The sequence below is a fragment of the Neobacillus citreus genome (assembly GCF_018343545.2).
GTDB classification, from domain to species: domain Bacteria; phylum Bacillota; class Bacilli; order Bacillales; family Cytobacillaceae; genus Neobacillus; species Neobacillus citreus.
Genome location: NZ_JAGYPE020000032.1, coordinates 1 through 19,915, shown reverse-complemented (window position 1 = coordinate 19,915; position 19,915 = coordinate 1). Strand labels below are relative to the sequence as shown.

The window sequence follows — 19,915 nt, the reverse complement described above, 5'->3', positions numbered from 1 at the left end:
GTTAATAGTTCACCCATTTTTTCTGCCCACTAAATTGGATGATCGAGATGATTAGAATCACTAAGAACAATACATAAGCCATCGCTGAGGCGTACCCGTACTCAAATTGTTTAAAGGCTGTATTGTAAATGTCGTAGACGAGCACATGGGTCGACCGGCCCGGTCCTCCCCCTGTCAGCACATAGATTAAATCAAATACTTTAAACGAGTTAATCACACCAATGATCGTGGTAAAGAACAATACAGGAGATAATGATGGCAGCGTGATATGGAAAAACTTCGTAATCGGTCCCGCGCCGTCCAATTCGGCTGCTTCGTAAAGATAATCTGGGATGTTTTGCAGTCCCGCTAAAAATAGAATCATATAATAGCCAACTGAATGCCAAATATAGACGATTGATACGGAGATTAACGCCCAGGATGGCGATGATAGCCAGCCGGGAGGTGAGTCAATCCCCAGCTTCATTAACGTTCCGTTAATCGGACCCATTGACGGGTTAAAGATAAGCTGCCAGACAGCTGCAACAGCAATTGTCGCTGTGACATACGGCAGGAAAACGGCCGTCCGGAACACTTTGACAAAGCGGATACCCCGGTTTAAGGCAATCGCGATCAACACCGAAATAAATAGCGTAATCGGGACAGAGATTAACATGAACAGGATGCTATTAATAAATGAAATTTTGAAATTAGCATCCTTCAACAGCTGTTTATAGTTATCTAGTCCAATAAATTCGATATTCCCAAAGCCATTCCAAGAGGTGAAACTCATAAAGAAGGAGGCAATCACGGGAACGAAGATAAATACAAGGAAGCCAATAATATTTGGCAGAAGAAAGGTATAAGCGGTGATTCGATTTCGCCTAATCGCTTTCGATTTTACAGCTTTACCAGGCTTCATACTGTTTCATCCTTTCTTTTAAAAAAATTGGCACTGCTGTATGAAGACCTTAGAGCAGTGCCAAGTTCAATGCTAATTACTTTTCTCCATACTTACTTGCCCATTCGTCTTTTACGCGTTTCGTGATGTCTTTGATGGTGTCATCAACTGATTTTTGGCCAAGCAAGGCAAGCTCTCCCTCTTGCTTGAAGATTTGTTCAACGACAACGTTTTTCACACCTGGTAACATTGGGTATTCTGGATATTCTTTTGTTTCCAAGAAATAATGAAGGTTCTTTGGCTTTTGTGAACCGTCGCCAAGATAAGCCGCTTCCACATCCTTGTCCATATATCCAGTTAAATAGCCTGCTCCGGCAAGAAGCTCTGCCCCTTCTTTACCTGTCATGTACTTCAGGAATTCAAATGCTTCTTTTGGATGCTTCGTATTTTTGTTCATCATGATCGAAACTGGCAATGCCAATGAAGTATTCTTGGCAACGCCTTCTGGATGCGGAATTGGCACAACATCCCAGTCAAACTTTAAGGTTCCTTCTTTTTCCCCCTGACGAAGCTGAGCAACATGCCAATCGCCAATGATGTTCATCGCAATATTCCCTTTTTGGAAGGCGGCATTATAATGTGCTCCTGTTGATACCTGTTCAGACCATTTCATGATCGAACCGTCCTTTTCAAGGTCAACCCTTGTTTGCAGTGCATCCTTAAATGGTTTCAGGTCTTTATCAATAATCGATGCACCCTTTTGAACAGCGCCCATGTACCAAGTTTGCGGCCATTGCTGCAGGTAAGCGCCGTATACTTTGTTTTCTCCGCTTCCGCTGGTCATTTTCTTGGCTAATTCACGGAACTCATCCCATGTCATATCATCGCTTGGATATGGAACGCCTTTTTGATCAAATAAAGTCTTGTTATAGTAGAGCATCCAATTGGACTTACGGTATGGAAGGCTGAGTACTTTGCCTTCATATTTATAAGTGTCATACATGGAGCCGTATCCGGAAACATCCACACCGCTGTCTTTAATGTACTTATCAAGCGGTGCCAGAATTCCTGTGTCTACCATGTTATCCATTTGACCAGTAAATAGGTCATAGCCTTCTCCGCCAGAAAGCTGCATGCGGATTTTTTCATAATATTGCTGCTGCGGGAAGGTTTCGAATGTAATGTCGACATTCGGGTGATCCTTTTTGAAATTTTCATAGCCTTGTTTAAAAATAGCTTCATCTGCAGGGAAAACAGCCATTTTCAAACTTACTTTTTCATTGGAACTCTTCTCTTCTTTTGGCTTTGCGCTGCTCTTTTCTGTTTCCCCATTGGAACAGCCAACAATCAAACTAAAACATAAAAGCAATAATGCCACTAAACTAAAACGTTTTTTCATACATTGTCCCCCTTAAAATTTTTAATAGTTTGTTATATACTCAGTGTAAGGGTTTCCACTTTTCGAAATAAGTCGAAAATTTTCTTCCCCCTTTTTTGCAGCCGGGAGTGACGATCGTGATTTTTCTATGCTTGATTTTTATGGTTTTTTTAATCTTTTTTATCTATAAATACCTTAGCAGCAGATCCATATTCTTTTTATGTACGTTGACTATCGGGTGGATTTTGGCCTATATTTCATTCACCCTTTATCTATCAAAATTTAATTACTATAATATTGTGAACCAGTTTATTGATTTTGGCCCGGGAACCTGGAATCGTCTTGTCCTGGGAAACTTTAATGTTCATACGTTAATTCGGCTGTTTAACCTGGGGATTATCTTATTTTATTTTTCCTTCCTCAGTTTTTCTATTTCGTTTATCAGCAGTCTTAGGAGTCATCCTAGATTGCGTTTCATTTACCTGGGTCTAGGGATTGTCGGGATCGTTCAGTTTCTTTTTTACGATCCAAGTCTTAATCTAATGCTTCAGGATTGGGCCTTTAAGGCAGGTAAAATGGATTTTTATGAGCAATGGAGCCATACGGGAGATATTGTCTTTCAAGTGATGAATGATACGTATCTGGTTCTTAGCCTTTCCTTATTTTTGTACCATTACATCCGTTATTACCAATTAAGGTCGATTCGGGACCATACATTCTATATCACTATTAGTTTGCTCCCATTAACCTTTGTACACCTGTTCATTTTTTACTGGGCACCTGCCAACTTTGTCAGAATTACCTTCAGTAAAAGCTTTATCAATTATGTCCAGCCTTCGATTAACTTGTTTTTAATGGAATATCGCTTTTTCCCTCTGCTGGCAATTGGAGCAATCGGTATCATGCTCTATAATATTTACAAATTCAAAGCAAACGAAGCGCGCTATTCCAACATCAATATCATTACCAAAAAGAAAATTGACACCGCCTCACTCGGGATTCGAGCCTTCACCCATGCGATCAAAAATCATCTGCTGGCGATCCGCTCCGAGGCTGAATATTTACAGGAGAAATTCGCCGATGATGAAGATGCGCTGTACAGCCTGAAACTCATTACAGAATCGTGCGAGCAGTCGTTCCAAAGCATTAATCAAGCAAATGATAAGCTGAAGCAAATCACTTTAAACATTAAGGCAGTTCCACTGGATGTCCCCATCGAAAGGGCCATTCAACGGTTTCGTTCCAATTTGACGAATGTTGAGATCCAATTTGAACAAACAAATTCCAACATCCTTGTCTACATGGATGAAGATTACATCAATGAAGTGCTCAATAATATCCTTAAAAATTCAGTGGAGGCACTGTCTAATGCCGGCGGGTTCATTTGGGTCAGCGTAAACTATGTGGATCAGTGGGGCACCATTTCGATTCGGGACAACGGCCCGGGAATCGAAGCCGAACACGTAGAAGAAATTTTCACTCCTTTCTTCTCTACAAAACCGAGCATCACCAATTGGGGAATCGGCCTATCATTCTGCCACAAGGTAATCACTGCACACGGCGGCAAGATAGAGGTTAAAAGTGAAATAGGTAAATATACACAGTTTGATATTCTATTGCCACTGGTAAAAAGGGTATAAAATATACCCCGTATCTGGGGGGAGGTATTTTCGTGGAAAATATTCATATTTTAATAGCAGACGACATGGAAGCCCATCGCAGAAGGCTGGAAAGAATCATCAACAGCGTGGACAACCTTTCAATCGCAGCTTCTGCCAAAAGCGGCTATGAGGCTGTGGCCTATGCGGCGATTAAGAAGCCGGATATTGTCTTAATGGACATTGAGATGGAAAGTCAAATGGCGGGGGTTAAGGCAGCTTCAGAGATTCATAAGATTTTGCCTGAAACAAAGATCATTATGCTGACGGTTCACCAGGATAATAATATTGTCTTTGCCGCCTTTCAAACCGGCATTGTCGACTATTTAATGAAAGCGGCTCCAAAGGAAGAAATCATAGAAGCGATTTATTCGGCTTACAACAACCAATCGCCCATCCGGCCGATCATCGCTGAAAAAATTCGTACGGAGTTTGCCCGCATCAAAAAATCAGAAGATCAATTAACGTACTTTTTTAAAATCATTGCCAACCTAACTCAATCCGAACTCGAGATATTAAAGCTGCTTTGCAGCGGTTTAAAGCGTAAGGAAATTGCTGACATCCGCGCCGTCGAAGTCGAAACCATCAAAAAGCAAATCAGCAGCCTGTTGAAAAAATTCGACAAAAACAGCACCAAAGAAATCATCACCGAAGTCAACGAACTGCGACTGTTTGATTTGATTAAGGATATATCATGATGCATGGGGACGGTTCTTCTGCTTCAAAAGCAGAAGAACCGTCCCCTCGTCTTATTTTGGCTGCAGGACAACCTCTAATGGTTCTGCATCTTTGCAATCAAATTCTATTACGGTGCGGCCATTCTCTGATGAGAGAATTCTGATGCGGGAATCTGTTGAAGCAAGTGTCCATTCCCCCACAATAGTCAGCTTCATCGGACGCATGATACTTTCAGCATGGCGCCATGTACGGGAATAGATGCTGACTTCCTTTTGCACCCCATTTTCATCATATTGGTCCGCTTCGGTACCCTCGTATAAGCGTAAATCAGGGTCAACCGCGCTCAAGACTAACTTTTCTCCATCCATCTTCGTCATCACCATCGATGGGGTATCGACACCTCGCACGATTCCTTGGTTGATAGAGTCGTTTGCTTCAAACAAGGCATAGCCTGTAATCCCAGTTAGACGGTCTTGAACGATATGGGCCAACCGATTCTGCTGGAGGACCGTGTAAGGGGTCTTCCCAGGGTCTTCCATGGAGGCAGCAAATTCGGCCATTTGATTTTCATTCGTATTCACCAAAACAGCATACTGGTACTTTCCATCCTTTGGTGCTTTCCCATGATCAATCCAAGCCGTTGAAAAATTCCCAGACGTGTCTGACCCGTCCTTCTGGTTCTTGGATTGTTGCAGTGACCTCGTAATGGAAATGGTTTGTCCAGACGGTACATAAAAACCATTATGCTTGTTGTCAACCAGCCAGGCATCCTGTGTGAGGGAGAGCTGATTTTTATAAGGGAATTCTGAAATGGCCCCTGTTTTCGACATCCACACCGGTTCTGCTTTTGTTTCCATGTAGTTTTGGAACAGTGTCGTTTCCGTAGGATATTCACTGTTATTATTTTCAATATCGGAACCAAGCGCGACAATCCGATTGTCGAAGAAGAAATAGGATTTCCGGGCCCGATGGGAGCCGTCATATTTTGGATGCTCATGAAGTTTCATCGCGAACATGCCGTTTTGTCCTTGAAAGCTTAGGCTTCCAGAATAGGTTTCATCAGAAATCAGCATTTCCTCAAAGCCGCTGAAACGGTCGACGTTCCGAACATCCGAACGCAATTTTTCAAATGGCAGATGAATCGTCGTGGTCCCTGGCCAGTTGTTCCAATCCCAGCCTTCCTGCACATAGCCGCTGTCTTGATGATTTGAGGCACCCATGATTTGCATTTGCCCGTAGGACATATAACGGCCATATAAATTGGCATCCTGATAGGTTTCATTCCCCCATAAATATCGGCTATAGCCCTTCACACCGACAAGCCAGTTGTCCCGTCTTTGAATGCCAAGATTGGCGTAATTCATCGACCAAAATCCGGTTGGGGCTGCCTCTGCCGTAATACCCTGCTGCTTAAACTGCTTAGACCATGTATCATCCTTGTCGATAAGCCTTAAATAAGCGGCCGCCACTTCATGGTCAATCGGCTCTTTTCCGTCTGGAGATCCCGCCAACGCCATATACCGGAATGGAGGCAGGGTCAACGCACCCTTTCCATCCGGATGTCGCCCGGCGACACTGATCAGCCACTGGGTTTTGTTTGAATACAGGCGCATTGACATCAATGCCTTTTTCAATGTTTCATGGGCAGCCTCGGTAACTCTAAAAGAACCTCCTGATAATACATACATAATTGGTGTAACCCCGGTGAAGGCATCCTTTGCATAGGCTGGGTAATGATTGTCATGGTGATAGGCTGAGCCGTCCTTCTTAAAGGCAGGGTCTAATCCATTTGCCGGAACAAGTCCTTGCGAGAGCCAAGAGGTGAAGCTTTCCATATCTCTTATTTTTTCCTTCGAATCCTCCTGGACAAGGATACTGGCCAGCATTCCATTTAAGGTGGTGTTTAAGATGTCGATATTGCTGACAACCTCTTCTTTAGGTGTATAAATTTTTCCTGCACCACTTAACCAAAACAGAGCTTTTTGAGTCCGCTCCAGAAGACCGGCTTCTTTTAAAACATCCCGCATCAGGAATGCAGACGAATAAAACCCTCGGATATTGTAGCCGAGATGGTGCATTGTTCCTTGCCCGCTCCCGTCTGCCCAGCCCTGGTCCGCCAAATGGTCGACCAAGTCGATATACATCTGTTTCAGTTCGTTTTTGGTCGCCTCGTCCTCAGCAGAAAGAAAAGTGTTTGCGACTAAATCCATGAAGTCGGTGAAAGCTCTAAGATCGGCTGTATTGCTAAGCTCTTTAAAGGCTGGCTTTATGGCCGCCGGTGCCTGATCAAAATGCGGCATAAACAGGGAAGTGCCGTGTATTCCATATTCATCACGGGATATTCCGAATGACTTGTTGCGGCTGCGAATGTCAGCTAGCAGCGTATCTGTTACCTTTTGCTTTTTAAAAAGTAACTCTGTGAATTTTGTTTCGATTCGGCGGATACCGGCCAAGTTCTCTTCGGTTACTTCGGTTTGAGGTTCTGGAGGTGTAAGCTTGGAATAATTCAGGAGACCAAGCCAATGGGCATTTGCCGCTTCCATTATACCCGGATTCACAAATGGTACTTGAGCATCCGGGGTATGGTGCCGCGGGTCAATTGGAGTTGATAGCATCATGGAGTCAAAATACAATGTCCCGGATTCGGATTTAGGTGCAACAACTGTCATGCGGTTCATGTGCGGGTGCGGTGTTCCTTGCATGTCACGTTCAAATGATACCCAGACGGTCCGCCATCCTGTAAAGTTCAGGTTCAGGTCAAACCAGCTGTCAACGTTATTGCCTCGGCCAAATTGAAAGGTGGCAGTGTCGTTGACGGGCTTTTCATTGTAGACCCAGACGACAAATGACTTGATTGATTGATCTTGATTGTTAGGGACAAAGGGTGTAAATCCAATTTTCTCATTGACGATTAATGTTGAGCCGCTCGTGTAGTTCCATTTTAGCGAGTGTTGGCCGTCCTTTGAGTGGTGGCCATCCAGTTCGAGCGCTGCCCCGTTGTCTGTTTTAAACGTCTTCGGGATGCCGTTTTCAAACAAGAAAAGCGGGATTCCTAGAGCTTTTGCATCACTTTCTAGCTGCGTGGCACGAGTTGATAGGTCCTCCTCACCTACAGAAGTGGCTGTGCTTGAGGCGGCCAATACCGTTTTCGGGCTGATTGTTTCGGGCGGTAGAATGGTTAGTGGCACCGTTAAGGCTGCTGTTAACGTTAAGGCGGTGAGCCGTTTTCCATAACCCTTGTCCCCTTTTTTAGGATACTGTTTCCCTTGCTGAAAATCTTGCTGCTTGTGTTTTGAATCTCTCATCTACTTCCATCTCCTTCCCCTTCTATAAGCTAAAACGCTTACAATTACCATTCTAGGGAGATTCTGAGAGATGGCGATAGTCTAAAACTTTTTACCCCTGCCGCTTCACCGCATTACCGGAAATAGGCCAAAAAGCCCAGCTTGTTAACGTTTAAAGCTGGGCTTTTTGGCCTTTCGATCCGGAGGTTGTCTAGTAATGAATATTTCGGCATGGCACCAGTGAAAGCGCCATGCACCTTACTATTGTCCGGTCGGTGCCTAGCACTTTTTTTCTTGTACAATCAATTACTATCAGCACTAGTTTCATGCCTAATCTTCAAATTGAGGAATGACCTCATGGATAATAGGCGGAGTAAGACTCTCATTCCAAAGAATACGAAATTGGTTCGTTGTTTTATCTACTTTAACCATCGTATAGCCGTCTGCAAGACTTCCGACCGTGATCCAATTTCCATCCTCGTTTTGAACCTCAATTTTCCCTTTACCTGTTGACTCTGTATCCTGTAATATGACAATGTTTGTTACCTTTGCTGGACGTGAGAGAGTAAAGACAAGCGAATCTCCCTGCTTCGGGATCGTGCTGGCCGCAAAGGCTGTTAATACATCGCCATCTGCCATGTAATCTAATGAAGAGTGGTCAGCAGCCGTTGGGGTCCCGCTTACTTGAATCGTGCCTTTATCACTTGTAACTTGAAACTCACGTACCTGTACCCATTGAGTTTGATCTGCAGTTGCCCGATATCGTATATACCTTGCTTTAACATTTAAATCGCTGACCTGGATTTCCAGCTTATTGTCACCAGTCACGATTGTGGACCAATTCTTGCCGTCCGTTGAATATTCTAAAACACCCTGGCGGATATAATCCTTTGATGTTGGTTTAGCGCCCATTAATAATTGCACATTATTTACGGTAAAGACGCCTCCCAAATCAATTCCTACATAATCACCAACCTTAACAGCTCGGTTACTCCAATAGTATGTGTTAGGGTTATGGTCAATCATCTTTTCCTTGCTGTAATCCCTGTAGGTGCCCATCGTGGTTGTCGAGCGTGTTTTAATAATACCTAACCACTTGTCATTCATTTCGAGCGCCTTTATCAGAAACGGCGCCATTACTTCCTTTGCCACAACTTGAGGAATAGCCTCTGTTTCTTCAAATGCTTTTTCAAGCGCTTGCCTTTGCTGCCATGCTAGACTCCCATTGTTTTCCTTCTGTGCCATTAGCATATTAACGGCGATTTGGCCCGCTTGACCGTATAATTCTAACTTATGGAGCCAAGGTTCGGTTTGCTCAAGAAATTTTTTATTATTAAAATTGCTTCGAAGTTCCTTTGGTGCTTGGGCAACATTTTCAAATTCTGCAAGAAGGTCACCTGCAGCCCCTTCGGCACTTCCGTTCTCGTAATCTTCCCAAAACTGGTTAATTAAAGGGGTCAGGGTTAGTGATTCCTCTTGGATAAACCGGGAGGAATAAGTATTTTCTAAAAAGGTCTTTAACGTTTTAAAGTGGTCGCCGCTAAAGTCTTTTATACTGTTTAGCCATGAATTCTCAGGTTGATAGGCATCAGGGTTCCACATATAATCGGCAACCGTGAACAGCGTTATTTTCGAAGCTTCCGGCTGGCCACTCATCGGATTCGCATGAAACCCAATGACATAATCGGATAGATCAGCACTTCTGCCTGTAAGCGGGCCTGTGATTAAATCATTGATATTATAATCATGGGCCGTATAGTTATCCCAAATTAATATATCGTGCTTAAAGATAGCTGAGATTTTCTTTGTCTGTTCACCTGTAATTTGAGGAGACGCAACGTCAGTTCCTGTCCAATAGAAAATCACATCGGAATCCACTAGATCTGCGAAACGCTCTTTGTAGGTGTTGGTTCCAGTTCCCGTGTAATCTGTAGGAACTGTAATTAAACGAGCGGTTCCCTCATGTGTTTTGATAAATTCCTTATTAAATCTGTTAAGTAAATAGGCTTGCGCCGCTGCAAATGGACTTGGATCATTAGCAAACTTTTCTTTATCTTGTCCGCAATGTAAATCTTTATTAATATCGTCATAGAACAAGGCAAACGATCTTACCCCAATATCATAGACGGCCTGCATTTTATCAATCAGAGCCTGAAAATCGCTATCCCCCGAGTGACAGACACTTGCTCCCGGCGAAACAGCAAATACAAACTCGACGTGATTTTGATTGGCTCTATCTACTAATTCTTTCAGCCTCTTAATCTCTTCTTCTGGATAAGGTTCCCGCCATTGATTTCGGTGATAGAGATCATCTTTCGGGGCATAAACATATTGATTCATTTTTTTGCGCCCATAGAAATCCAATTGATCGAGACGCTCTTCGTGGGTCCATTGCACTCCATAGAACCCTTCAACGGAGCCGCGGAGAGCCATTTTTGGCCAATCACGAATCTCAATACCCGGAATCCAATCCTGCCCTGAACGTTTCTGAATCATTTGTTGGAAGCTCATGGCTGCATAAAAGGTACCTGCCACATCCTTGCCTGCAAGGACAATGGTCTTATGGCCGGCTGCATGACCAGTGGCCAGTACATAGCCTTCTTTCGTTAATTCTTCTGGCCCTTTGACACCAAGAGCTTTCAAGGCAGCGACTGATGCTGTGTTTTCAGATGGGCCGCCAATTACAATGGTGACAGGTGTATTTGGTGATTTTTCACCTTCATGTCTTTGGACAATCTGTTTCACACCATGAGCTTGTAAGGTTTTGACCACCTCTTGAATAGCATATGGATCGGTTTTGTCGCCAACTACTAACCCAACAACTGGATTCAGCGGAAATCCTGTCCCGTTAACCTTCCATTGCTGCGGAGTTGGAAAAATATTGATTGTATCATTCGCCGGGGCAGTTGCGTGAGCAGTTGATTGATTTGATACAAATAGAGGCGGCAGGAACAGTATAAACACGAGGCAGAACAACAGCATCCTCTTCATCATAAGAACTGGACGTTTCTTTTTCACAAGTTTCCCCTCCCATTAGGAATTTTTATTATCGTTTGTGGAATACAACAATATGTCGGAACTACATGTTGACCACCCCCTAATAAAGAACCTGCCCCCAGCAACAGTTCATCCGATGGACAGGTCCAATTTCGTTTAAATCTTCACATCCCTTTATGGCTTTGCGGGCATCCTGACAGGGCAGAAGGATTAATATTGTACCGGAGCTTTCATATACTTCCTTCTATACTCCTCTGCTTCTTTGTGCCAGCCCGCATTTTCTAAGCGCAAAACCCAGTCTTGCGGCTCTAAGTAACGAAACGGTCCGCCGCTGGCAAGGATGTCCCGCATCGGGTCTTTTCCTACCCCATTCTTTGCAAGGTTTTCTTCTATCCATTTCGATAAGCGCAGATACATTTTCGCTACCACTTCCGGATAGTCCTGAGCCACGTTGACCTGCTGATGGGGGTCATTTTCAAGATCATATAAAATGACATCATCAATCTGATAGAATCCTGGATGATACGTATATAGGAAGTACCATTTCCGATCCATGACGGCTCGTTGGCAGGCATATAGTCCATGCTCAAGAACAAGATAATCTCGTCCCTCCACTTCTTCATCTTTCAGAACAGGCAGAAACGAAGTGCCATCCCAGCCTGTTGGAACAGGTAATCCCAGCATTTCAGCAACGGTTGCCATAATATCGACATTATAAGTAAAGTGATCATTCACCTTGCCTTTGGCCATTCCGGGTGCCCGGACGATAAGAGGAATATGATGGACCGCTTTTGTAGCCATGCCGTGCTCCAAATAAGAGCCTTGCTCCCCAAACGATTCTGCATGATCCGCCGTAATGATGAAGCAAATCTCATCTTCAATCCCCAGTTCACGATAGGCGTTGATAATTTGGCCCAGGTGTTGATCCATATAGGAAATACCCCCATCATAGCCATCGATCAACTTTCTGAAGTCCTCGCGGTTTTCAATTTCATATGGCATTGTATCCTGTGGAAGTGTGTTGTAATTTTCTGTCCAGTGCAGGAACTTGGCTGACCGCGGATGGGCGTCTTTCCGATGTTTTTGAATCGCTGCCTCATCCGGATAATCCGGAATGGGCTTACCCGCAAATTGCTCTGCATACTCCTTCGGATAGGTATAGGCCGAATGAGGGTCCCAATACTGAATATGCAGGAAGTAATTCTCATCTTTTCCATGCTCTTTAATCCAAGGAAGAACCGCATTATTCACTTCATGCGCATCTTCATTTCCACCTTTTAACGTATGGGTATGAACTTCATCCCAGCCGGCAAAGAACCACCAAGCATGATGCCTGTCAGCAAAAGACGAAAAAGTAATCGTCCGATGATCCGCTTCGCGTAAATATCTCGTAAAGAAAGGCATCTCCTTACTATGGAAATCCCCTTGCGGATAATAAAATTGACATCCCGGCCCCCAATGCGTTAAAGCACCATGATTGATGCCGAATCGTCCTGAAATGAAGCTGGCCCGCGCCGGCACACACGGAGAAGAGGCGCAATACATTTGTGAAAAACGAACCCCGTCCTTCGCCAATTGATCAATATTCGGGCTTGTATTTCTTTGGTACCCGTAGCATCCTAAATGATCCGGGCGTAATGAATCAATATCAAAATAAACAATTCTCATAATCTAACAACCTCCGATATTGTCTTATAAAAATAAATGCGATAAGTTTAAATCCTTTATCGTTTTGACAATCTCTTTCGTTCGCGAAACACCGAATTTTTTTAACAATGTACCCATCTGTGATTTGACCGTGACAACCTCCACACTTCTTTCACGAGCAATTTCCTTTATTTTCAGACCCTTTAATAGATAGGCAATCAAGGCCCTTTCTGTATTGGTAAGGTTAGAAATATTGCTAATAAAAAATAGCAGACTTTTTTCCGATTGCCGCAGCCTCATATACTCTTGTAAAACCATCTCTTGAATCTTTCCATCCATAAGGGGCTTTCCAATATGAGCCTGCCGGATATGGTGCAAAATGTCCTCCTCTTTTGTCCCCTTGACGATATAGTCGATGGCTCCTGTACCCACAGCCGTTAAAATCATTTCCTTTGTTTCATGGGCGGTAAGATAGATGATTTTTTCCTCCCGGCACCAGTCCCTAATTCTTTCTGCTGCCTTGATCCCCGCGGTTGTCGTTTCCATTTCGATATCCATTAAGATCAAATCATGATCTACTTTTCTAGCTAACTCTTCAATGTCCTTACCACATTCAGCAGTTCCAACCACTACCATGTCGGGTTGACTATTAATCAATTCTGTCAAATCTTCAAGTAACAATTGAATATCATCAGCGATCATAATTTTAATAGAAGGATTCAAAAGTCATCACTCCTTCTATCCTTTAAAGTTTGGTAATAAAACATAGAAAGTGCTACCCTTCCCTTCTTCACTTTCAAAACGCAAGTTGCCAAAATGCTCCTTTACAATCGTTCTTACATAGTGCAGGCCCATTCCCCAATTTTGGTTCGTGTTCTTATTGGAATAAAAGGGTTCAAATATTTTTTTCGCTTCTTTTTTCCCAATTCCTATTCCTGAATCCTTCACCTCAATTACGGTATATTCGCTCGTGTTATAACAATGGACGGATACCCTCTCCTCTTTCCCATCATCCAGTCCATTCACCGCCTCCTGAGCATTGGTTAGTAAATTATAGATGGCCTCGCTCAGGTGCACTTTATCTGCTAAGATCATCGTGCTTGGAGGGACTTGAACCTCCACCTGTTTATCAGGATACTTTTGCTGGAATCGTTCTAGTGAACTATCAATCACTTCCGGTAATGCTACAGGAATCAGGTGAACAACATTTGTTTTAACCGAGCGATATAGCTCCTCAATTCTCTGAAGAATATTTTCATTTTGTTGAGAGAGTGTATCGATATGGCCTTTTAATTTCTCTACATCCATCCCATCCTGCATGGCACCATGAATTCGTTTAAATACCACCCGATTGGCAAGCAGCTGATTCTTAATACTGTGGACGAATACAGCCGTTCCCGTACTAATCGCCTCAAATTTACGCTGGATTGTAATTTCTTCTCTGTTTGCCTCAAATTGGTCATGTGTATACTTAATTAAACTGGCAGACCCGATAATGGCGAGAAACAAATTGACAATCACGATTAAAATGTAGGCCGGCACCGATAAAACAGAGTTAAGATAATAGATCCCATTTTTATAAGAGTACAGCTGATAGACCTGAGACGGGTCTTGGCCAAAATAAAGGAGATACAACAAACTTAACGATAAGATAAAGGAAATAATCCAGATAAACTTCCGCCTAAAATAGTTCATCTGAATAGAATGCGCTTCAATCACCAGTAGAATGATCGAAACAAGAAGATACATACTAAACAAACCATTGATCCCCAGCATGATTACCTGTTTCCATGCCTCGTTATCGTGTGTTAACAACCGAAACACAACAGGATGGTATAGAATAATGAGAAAAACAGGCAGACAGCTGGCCATTCGCCGCAGCCAATAGTTTCGAGCCAGCCATGGAGGCATGGAATAATGAAAAGCTAATAATAGTAGAAAAAGAGGGAATAACGATCTTCCAATCGCAATCATAAGACCAAGATGGTCTAAGGTTATTTGAAAGTATTGAATCCACATCTTTATTCCGTTATTAAAAAAAAAGAAAGTCTGTAACTCCCTGCTTATTCCGCCTTTTTTCGCTATGTATAAAAGAATGCCAGTAAGCATGATCGCTAAACTAATACACATCCCAAATAGATAGAAGGATTCCTTGTTCCTTTTCACAATGACAACCAGAATGGATGCAATAATAAGAAACATCATTAAAATCAAGAGCATTCACAATCACCTATAATAGTAAAAAAATTAGGCTGACTTACATCTAGATGGACATGAGTCACTTCGCTAATGTGTCAGCCTTTTTATCTATTATTTTCCCTTAGTCATCCTTATTTTGCGGCATTCTTCATATTATCGAATAATACATACTTGCTAACCGGGCGCATTTCTTCTTTCTTTAAGCGACCTGCCTCAACAAAGTTTTCCTGCTGTTTTTGATAATAAGCTTCAAGCGTTCCGTCCTCAATACGTTTAACAAGCTCATCAGTTGTAATCCACTCGCCGTCACCTGTTTGATCTAATACGGATTTAGGGTCAACAGCGATTTCTTCAGCAACCCATTTCGCTACCTCATCTAAATGATCTGTGCGGTAATCCATACCTTTAAATAACCCGCGTGTGAATTTTTCCAGCTGTTCCTTATTCTTTTCGGCATATCCCGGTTTGACTACCCAAGATGCAATCGATGGGGACTTATCGGCATAACGCTTATTATTCGATAACATAACAACATCATCACCCATTTCCTTCTTGATTGCATTTGTATTTGGAGACCAGGTTGCCACCGCATCCACACTTCCGGAAATCATCGCCGTTACAATAGCGGATGCATCCATATTCATTAACTTTACATCCTTCGTAGTCAAACCTGCTTCAGCCAATGTCATTGTTAGAATCTGTTCACTTGAAGTCCCAGTAGCTACTGCAATCGTTTTGCCTTTTAAATCCTGAATGGTTTTGACGCCTTTTTTGACATTTCCAATAACCTCATCAGCATTTCCTAGTTGTGAAAAGGCAAAAATTTCTGCCTGTCCTTGAATCGGCAGGACGTGGGCACCAGGTCCAATATACCCGACATTAATGCTGCCGGATTCCAATGCAGCAATAATGGTTGGGCCATCGGCAAATTCAACTAATTTCACATCAATTCCTTGTTCTTTAAAAGCCCCTGTCTTCATTCCGGCAACAACAGAATTTAAGCTGGCATAGTTTGGCATATAGCCGACACTGATCGTTGTTAGTTTCTGATCTCCTTTTTTATCCTTGGAATAGGTCTCCCCGGTAGTAGTGCTGCTTGAGCAGGCAACTAATGAAAATATAACAAGTAAAACGGCCAATAAACTCGCAAACCTTTTCATTTCAACATATCCCCTTTATATAAATTTTTAAATCTAGCAGTGCGCAAAATCTTACTTTCTTACCTCCAAATATTCTTTATAGACCTGACTCCATATATAATTCTTAGCATCTAAGAATTCCTTGGTGATCTTCGATTCCTGATTACGCGGATAAGGGATTGAAATATCCACTATTTCTTTAATTCTTCCTGGCCGGGCACTCATAATCACGACCTTCTGGCCTAATATGATGGCCTCGTCCACATCATGAGTAATAAAGAAACAAGTCTTTTGTTCCTTCTCCCATGTATGTAATAACTCTTCCTGAAGCTGGGTTCTCGTTTGTGCATCAAGCGCGCCAAATGGTTCATCCATTAATAGAACAGAGGGATTGGCAGCGTAGGCCCTGGCAATGGCAACTCGCTGCTTCATGCCGCCTGATAATTCCTTTGGATAATGATCAACGAAATCCTCCAAATCTACCATTCTAATATATTTCATGGCTAATTGATCCGCTTCATCCCCTTTTATTCCTTGAAGATGAATACCAAATTGTACATTTCCTTTTACCGTTAGCCATGGGAACAAGGCGTATTGTTGAAACACCACTCCTCTTTCTGTTCCGGTTCCGTTAATTTCTTGGTTATCACAGAGAACTTTGCCGGAAGTAGGCCTTTCCAACCCTGCAATAATATTTAATAGGGTCGACTTGCCGCAGCCTGAGGGGCCGACAACCGTTATGAATTCGTTTTCCATTATATTGAGATTAACCCCATTCAGAGCGGTTACCTCCCCATTTCGGGAAGGATAGGTTTTATGGAGGTTTTCAATTTTCACCTTTACATTTCTTTCTTTTCCTGCCATCCGGTTAACCTCCTTTCAAGAAGTTTCACAAGCCGTTCAAAAATCAAACCTATGATTCCAATGATAATAATGTACAAAAGCATGGAGGAGGATTCGAATGTGTTATTTAACGCGCGAATTCTCATCCCAAGACCTGCGGAGGCGCCTGTTGATTCAGCGGCAATCAATGAAGTCAGCCCGACTGCCGTCCCAAGGCGAATAGCCGTCATAATGAAAGGCAGGGAAGCAGGGGCAATTACTTTTAGAAATATATCCCGGTCTTTTGCCCCTAGTACTCTTGCTGCTTTAATTAAGGTAGGGTCAATATTTCTTACCCCTTGATAAATGGTGATAGACATTGTTAAAAATGTTGCAATTGTAATAACAATAATTTGCGGTGTACGTCCAACTCCTGCTGAAATAACGACTAGCGGTACATAAGCAAGAGGAGGGATATTTCGAATAAATTGAATCCAAGGTTCTATTATTAACCGAATGGGCCGGTACCATGCCATCAGCACTGCAACAGGAAGCGAAATAATAAAGCCAAGGGAAAAACCAGATACAACAGAAATTAAACTGCTGGCAATGTCCCTCCAAAAGACCCCCCGCTGAATCATAGTTCCAATGGACTCAGTGACCTTAATAATATTTGGAAAGCTTCTTGCTGTGGAGGGAATAAAAGACAAAATAGTCCAAAGGATTATTGCAACACCTAATGATAAAACTAACCAGCCCTTACCAGTGATGCCTTCTGCCCGACTTACATTAGATTTAACTAATACCTTTTGATTGGATTTGTTTGTTATTGATGTATCCGCTTCCATAGTAATTAAACACCTGCCTTAATAAGATTGAATATTAATTTAAGACAATAGTAGCATCGGATGATTTGTGCGAATAGTATTAATTTTCTTACTACCCTTTTTGAAACCGCTGAAATAATTGGACCGGTTCGCTGTAGTTGGGGCTGGCTCCTGCACGAATTATATTCATACGAAAAATGAGGTCAGCTCCCCGCTCCGTTAAAGTATTAACGCAGTGGGGGTCTGACCCTGTTTCACAAAACAGCCCAGTTTGTTACCGTTTAAAGCTGGGCTGTTTGGCCTTTTTTAGTTGCGTTCGATTCGAAGGTTGTCTAGCATGAATGTTCCGGCTCCAGTATCTCCGTTAAGGCTTGCTCCGTCACTGAAAATCCCAATATAGGTTTGCCCGTTTTCAGAGCCTGTGATAGTAAACTCAACCCTTTTAGTATCTGTTGACGCTGAAAGGGCTTGATTTAAATGTAATCCCTTGGCTTCTCCAATATTACGCACATCGACTTCTTGATCACCGGAGATAAATCGATAAGCACCGGCTGTCGTCTGGTAGTCAAAAGAAACGGTATAGGTCACACCTGGTTCAAAACGGAAATGCTGTGGAATCGTTCGATACAATAACCCTTTGTTTCCTGTATTGACCTTCACAGACCAATTTCCAGAAAGAACATCATCCACTAATTTTTTGCCTGCCCAGCCTTTTTGAGTATACGGGGCGTGTAATTCCGCCAAATGAATTCGATTGTCCTCAACACCTTCCGTATTGCCAATGACAAACGGGTAAATTCCTTGAACAACGGATTCAAAGTCCTGCTCAAACACATTTGGAGATACTTTATTATTCAAGGTTTTTTGAACAATTCTGATATCATCAAACTTAGTTACACCTTCACCTGCTTCTCGGCTGAGAATCAATTCTGCCTTTTTAGATGTAGCGGTAAAGCTTACTTGCATTCTCTGCATTTTGCTGTTGTAGCCATCATTCGCAGCATGGGAATCAGCCTTTACATAATTCTTTTGCTGGCTGCGCAGCGTATAATTGCTGACATCCTTTACTCCGCCATTTATAGCAATACCGGCTTTCACATCACTGTTGTTCTCTACATAAACCTCTGCCACATAATCCTTGCCCGGTTCCAGGTCAGTAAGCACTCTTGATACCGCGGTAAGCTCCAATGGACTATCAAAATTCAAATAATAGTCGCCGCTGCTAAGATTGCGGGCATCACCGGTTTGGCTCGTACGGATCACGCTTACCGCCGTTTTATCTCCGGCAATCTTTGTGTGTTCATCCTTCACGGTTCCTGAATTAAAGCCTGAATCATAGATATGTGCACCCTTGCTCCAGTCACCAACCTGCAATCCCTTTTCCTTTTTATCAGGTACGACCAAATAAGGTGTGGCGGCTTCTGCCGTTAATGTAATCTGGTTATTAACAACCTTGACTTTTTCCACATCCGTGCGGCCTTGGTCAGTCAATTTATAGACATACACTTTTGATGACCCTTTATACTCGTCTGGAAGGGTCCAAGTAGTGGTACCGCCTGCCAAATTCCAGTGATATAGTTTTTCAGAATCAGGAGTTGGGTTCTTGAAATCTTGTTCAACCCATGGAATCAAATACGTATTTTCATCAAGGACAACATTTCCGTTAAGCGTAATCACACGTTCTCGTGAATTATCCTTTCTAGTGACAACAACGACATCCCCGTTGCTTGGATCCTGTAATTTAATTTCCTTTTCCAAGTTGATTTTGCTTCTGTCGCCTTCAGCTATGGTCCAATCCATTACATAATATTTTTGTAAAAATTTAGTTGGCAGATTGGTATTAAAGGTCATTCGGATAAACTGGTCAAAGTTTTTATCCGATTGCCAGCCCTCAAATCCAGCTAATTCAAAGCCGCCTAATAGCGGGTGGTCAGCTGTACCGCCTGCTTCCGGCCAATTCAGTACCCAGGAATCCCTTTGGTGATTGCTGATGAAGCGGAGAACTTCAGAATTGATTCCCTTGCTGGCCGGACCGCCATAGTTCTTATCCGTTGCCCAGTGCTGCCAGGTGGAATAATTAGCCACGGACGTTCCAAACTCTGTTGTGAGCCTCCAGCCACGGTTATGGAATTGCTCGGAAATCCGGTTTGATTCCCACTGATCTTGATACCATACGTCTAAGTAAATAAAGTCCAATCCTGGGGCAGCGGCCTTTAATTCATCAAGCCTAGTAGCCCTTGTACCCGAGTATAAATCCTTCAATTTATTAATCGTGTAAGACTGATCCAACCAGCCCCATCCTTTAGAATTAGGACCGTCAATAAAATCTTCACTAAATGCTTTAGCTTCAGGATAGGTTTCTTGTGCATTGATATGGACACCTAGTTCCGCATTGTACTTATGGCC

At 42.8% G+C, this 19,915-nt stretch carries 13 protein-coding genes; 2 read left to right on the top strand and 11 right to left on the bottom strand.

Going from position 1 to position 19,915, the window contains the following annotated elements:
* Position 1: 1 nt before the first annotated feature.
* The gene (locus KHB02_RS16990) at positions 2–901 is read right to left on the bottom strand and encodes a carbohydrate ABC transporter permease (protein ID WP_213144019.1); all 900 of its coding nucleotides are present in this window, start codon (positions 899–901) and stop codon (positions 2–4) included.
* Positions 902–977: 76 nt separating this feature from the next.
* A complete protein-coding gene (locus tag KHB02_RS16985; RefSeq protein WP_213144018.1) occupies positions 978–2,279 on the bottom strand; it encodes an ABC transporter substrate-binding protein in 1,302 nt (433 codons plus the stop codon).
* Positions 2,280–2,725: 446 nt separating this feature from the next.
* Between KHB02_RS16985 and KHB02_RS16980 the strand changes: the two genes are divergently transcribed.
* On the top strand, positions 2,726–3,898 hold the full coding sequence (locus KHB02_RS16980; protein ID WP_213144017.1) for a sensor histidine kinase: 1,173 nt from the start codon (positions 2,726–2,728) through the stop codon (positions 3,896–3,898).
* Between the two features lie 32 nt (positions 3,899–3,930).
* Entirely contained in the window at positions 3,931–4,614 is a 684-nt protein-coding gene (locus KHB02_RS16975; protein ID WP_213144016.1) for a response regulator, read from the top strand.
* A 51-nt stretch (positions 4,615–4,665) separates the two neighbouring features.
* On the opposite strand, the gene KHB02_RS16970 is transcribed toward KHB02_RS16975, so the two are convergent.
* From KHB02_RS16970 to KHB02_RS16930, 9 genes are all read right to left on the bottom strand, one after another.
* On the bottom strand, positions 4,666–7,899 hold the full coding sequence (locus tag KHB02_RS16970; RefSeq protein ID WP_213144015.1) for a chondroitinase family polysaccharide lyase: 3,234 nt from the start codon (positions 7,897–7,899) through the stop codon (positions 4,666–4,668).
* 309 nt (positions 7,900–8,208) lie between these two features.
* Positions 8,209–10,896 (bottom strand): glycoside hydrolase family 84 protein, encoded by a 2,688-nt coding sequence (locus KHB02_RS16965; RefSeq protein WP_213144014.1) that lies wholly within the window; start codon positions 10,894–10,896, stop codon positions 8,209–8,211.
* A 189-nt stretch (positions 10,897–11,085) separates the two neighbouring features.
* Positions 11,086–12,543, bottom strand: a complete 1,458-nt coding sequence (locus KHB02_RS16960) for a sulfatase family protein (protein WP_213144013.1) — start codon at positions 12,541–12,543, stop codon at positions 11,086–11,088.
* Positions 12,544–12,567: 24 nt separating this feature from the next.
* Positions 12,568–13,245, bottom strand: coding sequence for a response regulator (locus tag KHB02_RS16955; RefSeq protein ID WP_213144012.1), 678 nt, complete (start codon positions 13,243–13,245; stop codon positions 12,568–12,570).
* Between the two features lie 15 nt (positions 13,246–13,260).
* Complete coding sequence (locus KHB02_RS16950) at positions 13,261–14,742, bottom strand: sensor histidine kinase (RefSeq protein ID WP_213144011.1); 1,482 nt, start codon at positions 14,740–14,742, stop codon at positions 13,261–13,263.
* A gap of 110 nt (positions 14,743–14,852) precedes the next feature.
* A complete protein-coding gene (locus KHB02_RS16945; RefSeq protein ID WP_213144010.1) occupies positions 14,853–15,881 on the bottom strand; it encodes an ABC transporter substrate-binding protein in 1,029 nt (342 codons plus the stop codon).
* 51 nt (positions 15,882–15,932) lie between these two features.
* Positions 15,933–16,724 (bottom strand): ABC transporter ATP-binding protein, encoded by a 792-nt coding sequence (locus KHB02_RS16940; RefSeq protein ID WP_213144009.1) that lies wholly within the window; start codon positions 16,722–16,724, stop codon positions 15,933–15,935.
* The gene (locus tag KHB02_RS16935) at positions 16,700–17,530 is read right to left on the bottom strand and encodes an ABC transporter permease (protein ID WP_213144008.1); all 831 of its coding nucleotides are present in this window, start codon (positions 17,528–17,530) and stop codon (positions 16,700–16,702) included. Before KHB02_RS16935 ends, KHB02_RS16940 begins: the two co-directional genes overlap by 25 nt.
* 285 nt (positions 17,531–17,815) lie before the next feature.
* The coding region (locus KHB02_RS16930; protein ID WP_241113915.1) for an endo-alpha-N-acetylgalactosaminidase family protein at positions 17,816–19,915 on the bottom strand (2,100 nt) is incomplete at its 5' end.

Bases quoted from the DNA above. Each gene is read 5' to 3' on its own strand.
- KHB02_RS16985 (WP_213144018.1), bottom strand. From the start codon at position 2,279: ATGAAAAAACGTTTTAGTTTAGTGGCATTATTGCTTTTATGTTTTAGT.
- KHB02_RS16950 (WP_213144011.1), bottom strand. From the start codon at position 14,742: ATGCTCTTGATTTTAATGATGTTTCTTATTATTGCATCCATTCTGGTT.
- KHB02_RS16990 (WP_213144019.1), bottom strand. From the start codon at position 901: ATGAAGCCTGGTAAAGCTGTAAAATCGAAAGCGATTAGGCGAAATCGA.
- KHB02_RS16935 (WP_213144008.1), bottom strand. From the start codon at position 17,530: ATGGAAGCGGATACATCAATAACAAACAAATCCAATCAAAAGGTATTA.
- KHB02_RS16940 (WP_213144009.1), bottom strand. From the start codon at position 16,724: ATGGCAGGAAAAGAAAGAAATGTAAAGGTGAAAATTGAAAACCTCCAT.
- KHB02_RS16960 (WP_213144013.1), bottom strand. From the start codon at position 12,543: ATGAGAATTGTTTATTTTGATATTGATTCATTACGCCCGGATCATTTA.
- KHB02_RS16945 (WP_213144010.1), bottom strand. From the start codon at position 15,881: ATGAAAAGGTTTGCGAGTTTATTGGCCGTTTTACTTGTTATATTTTCA.
- KHB02_RS16970 (WP_213144015.1), bottom strand. From the start codon at position 7,899: ATGAGAGATTCAAAACACAAGCAGCAAGATTTTCAGCAAGGGAAACAG.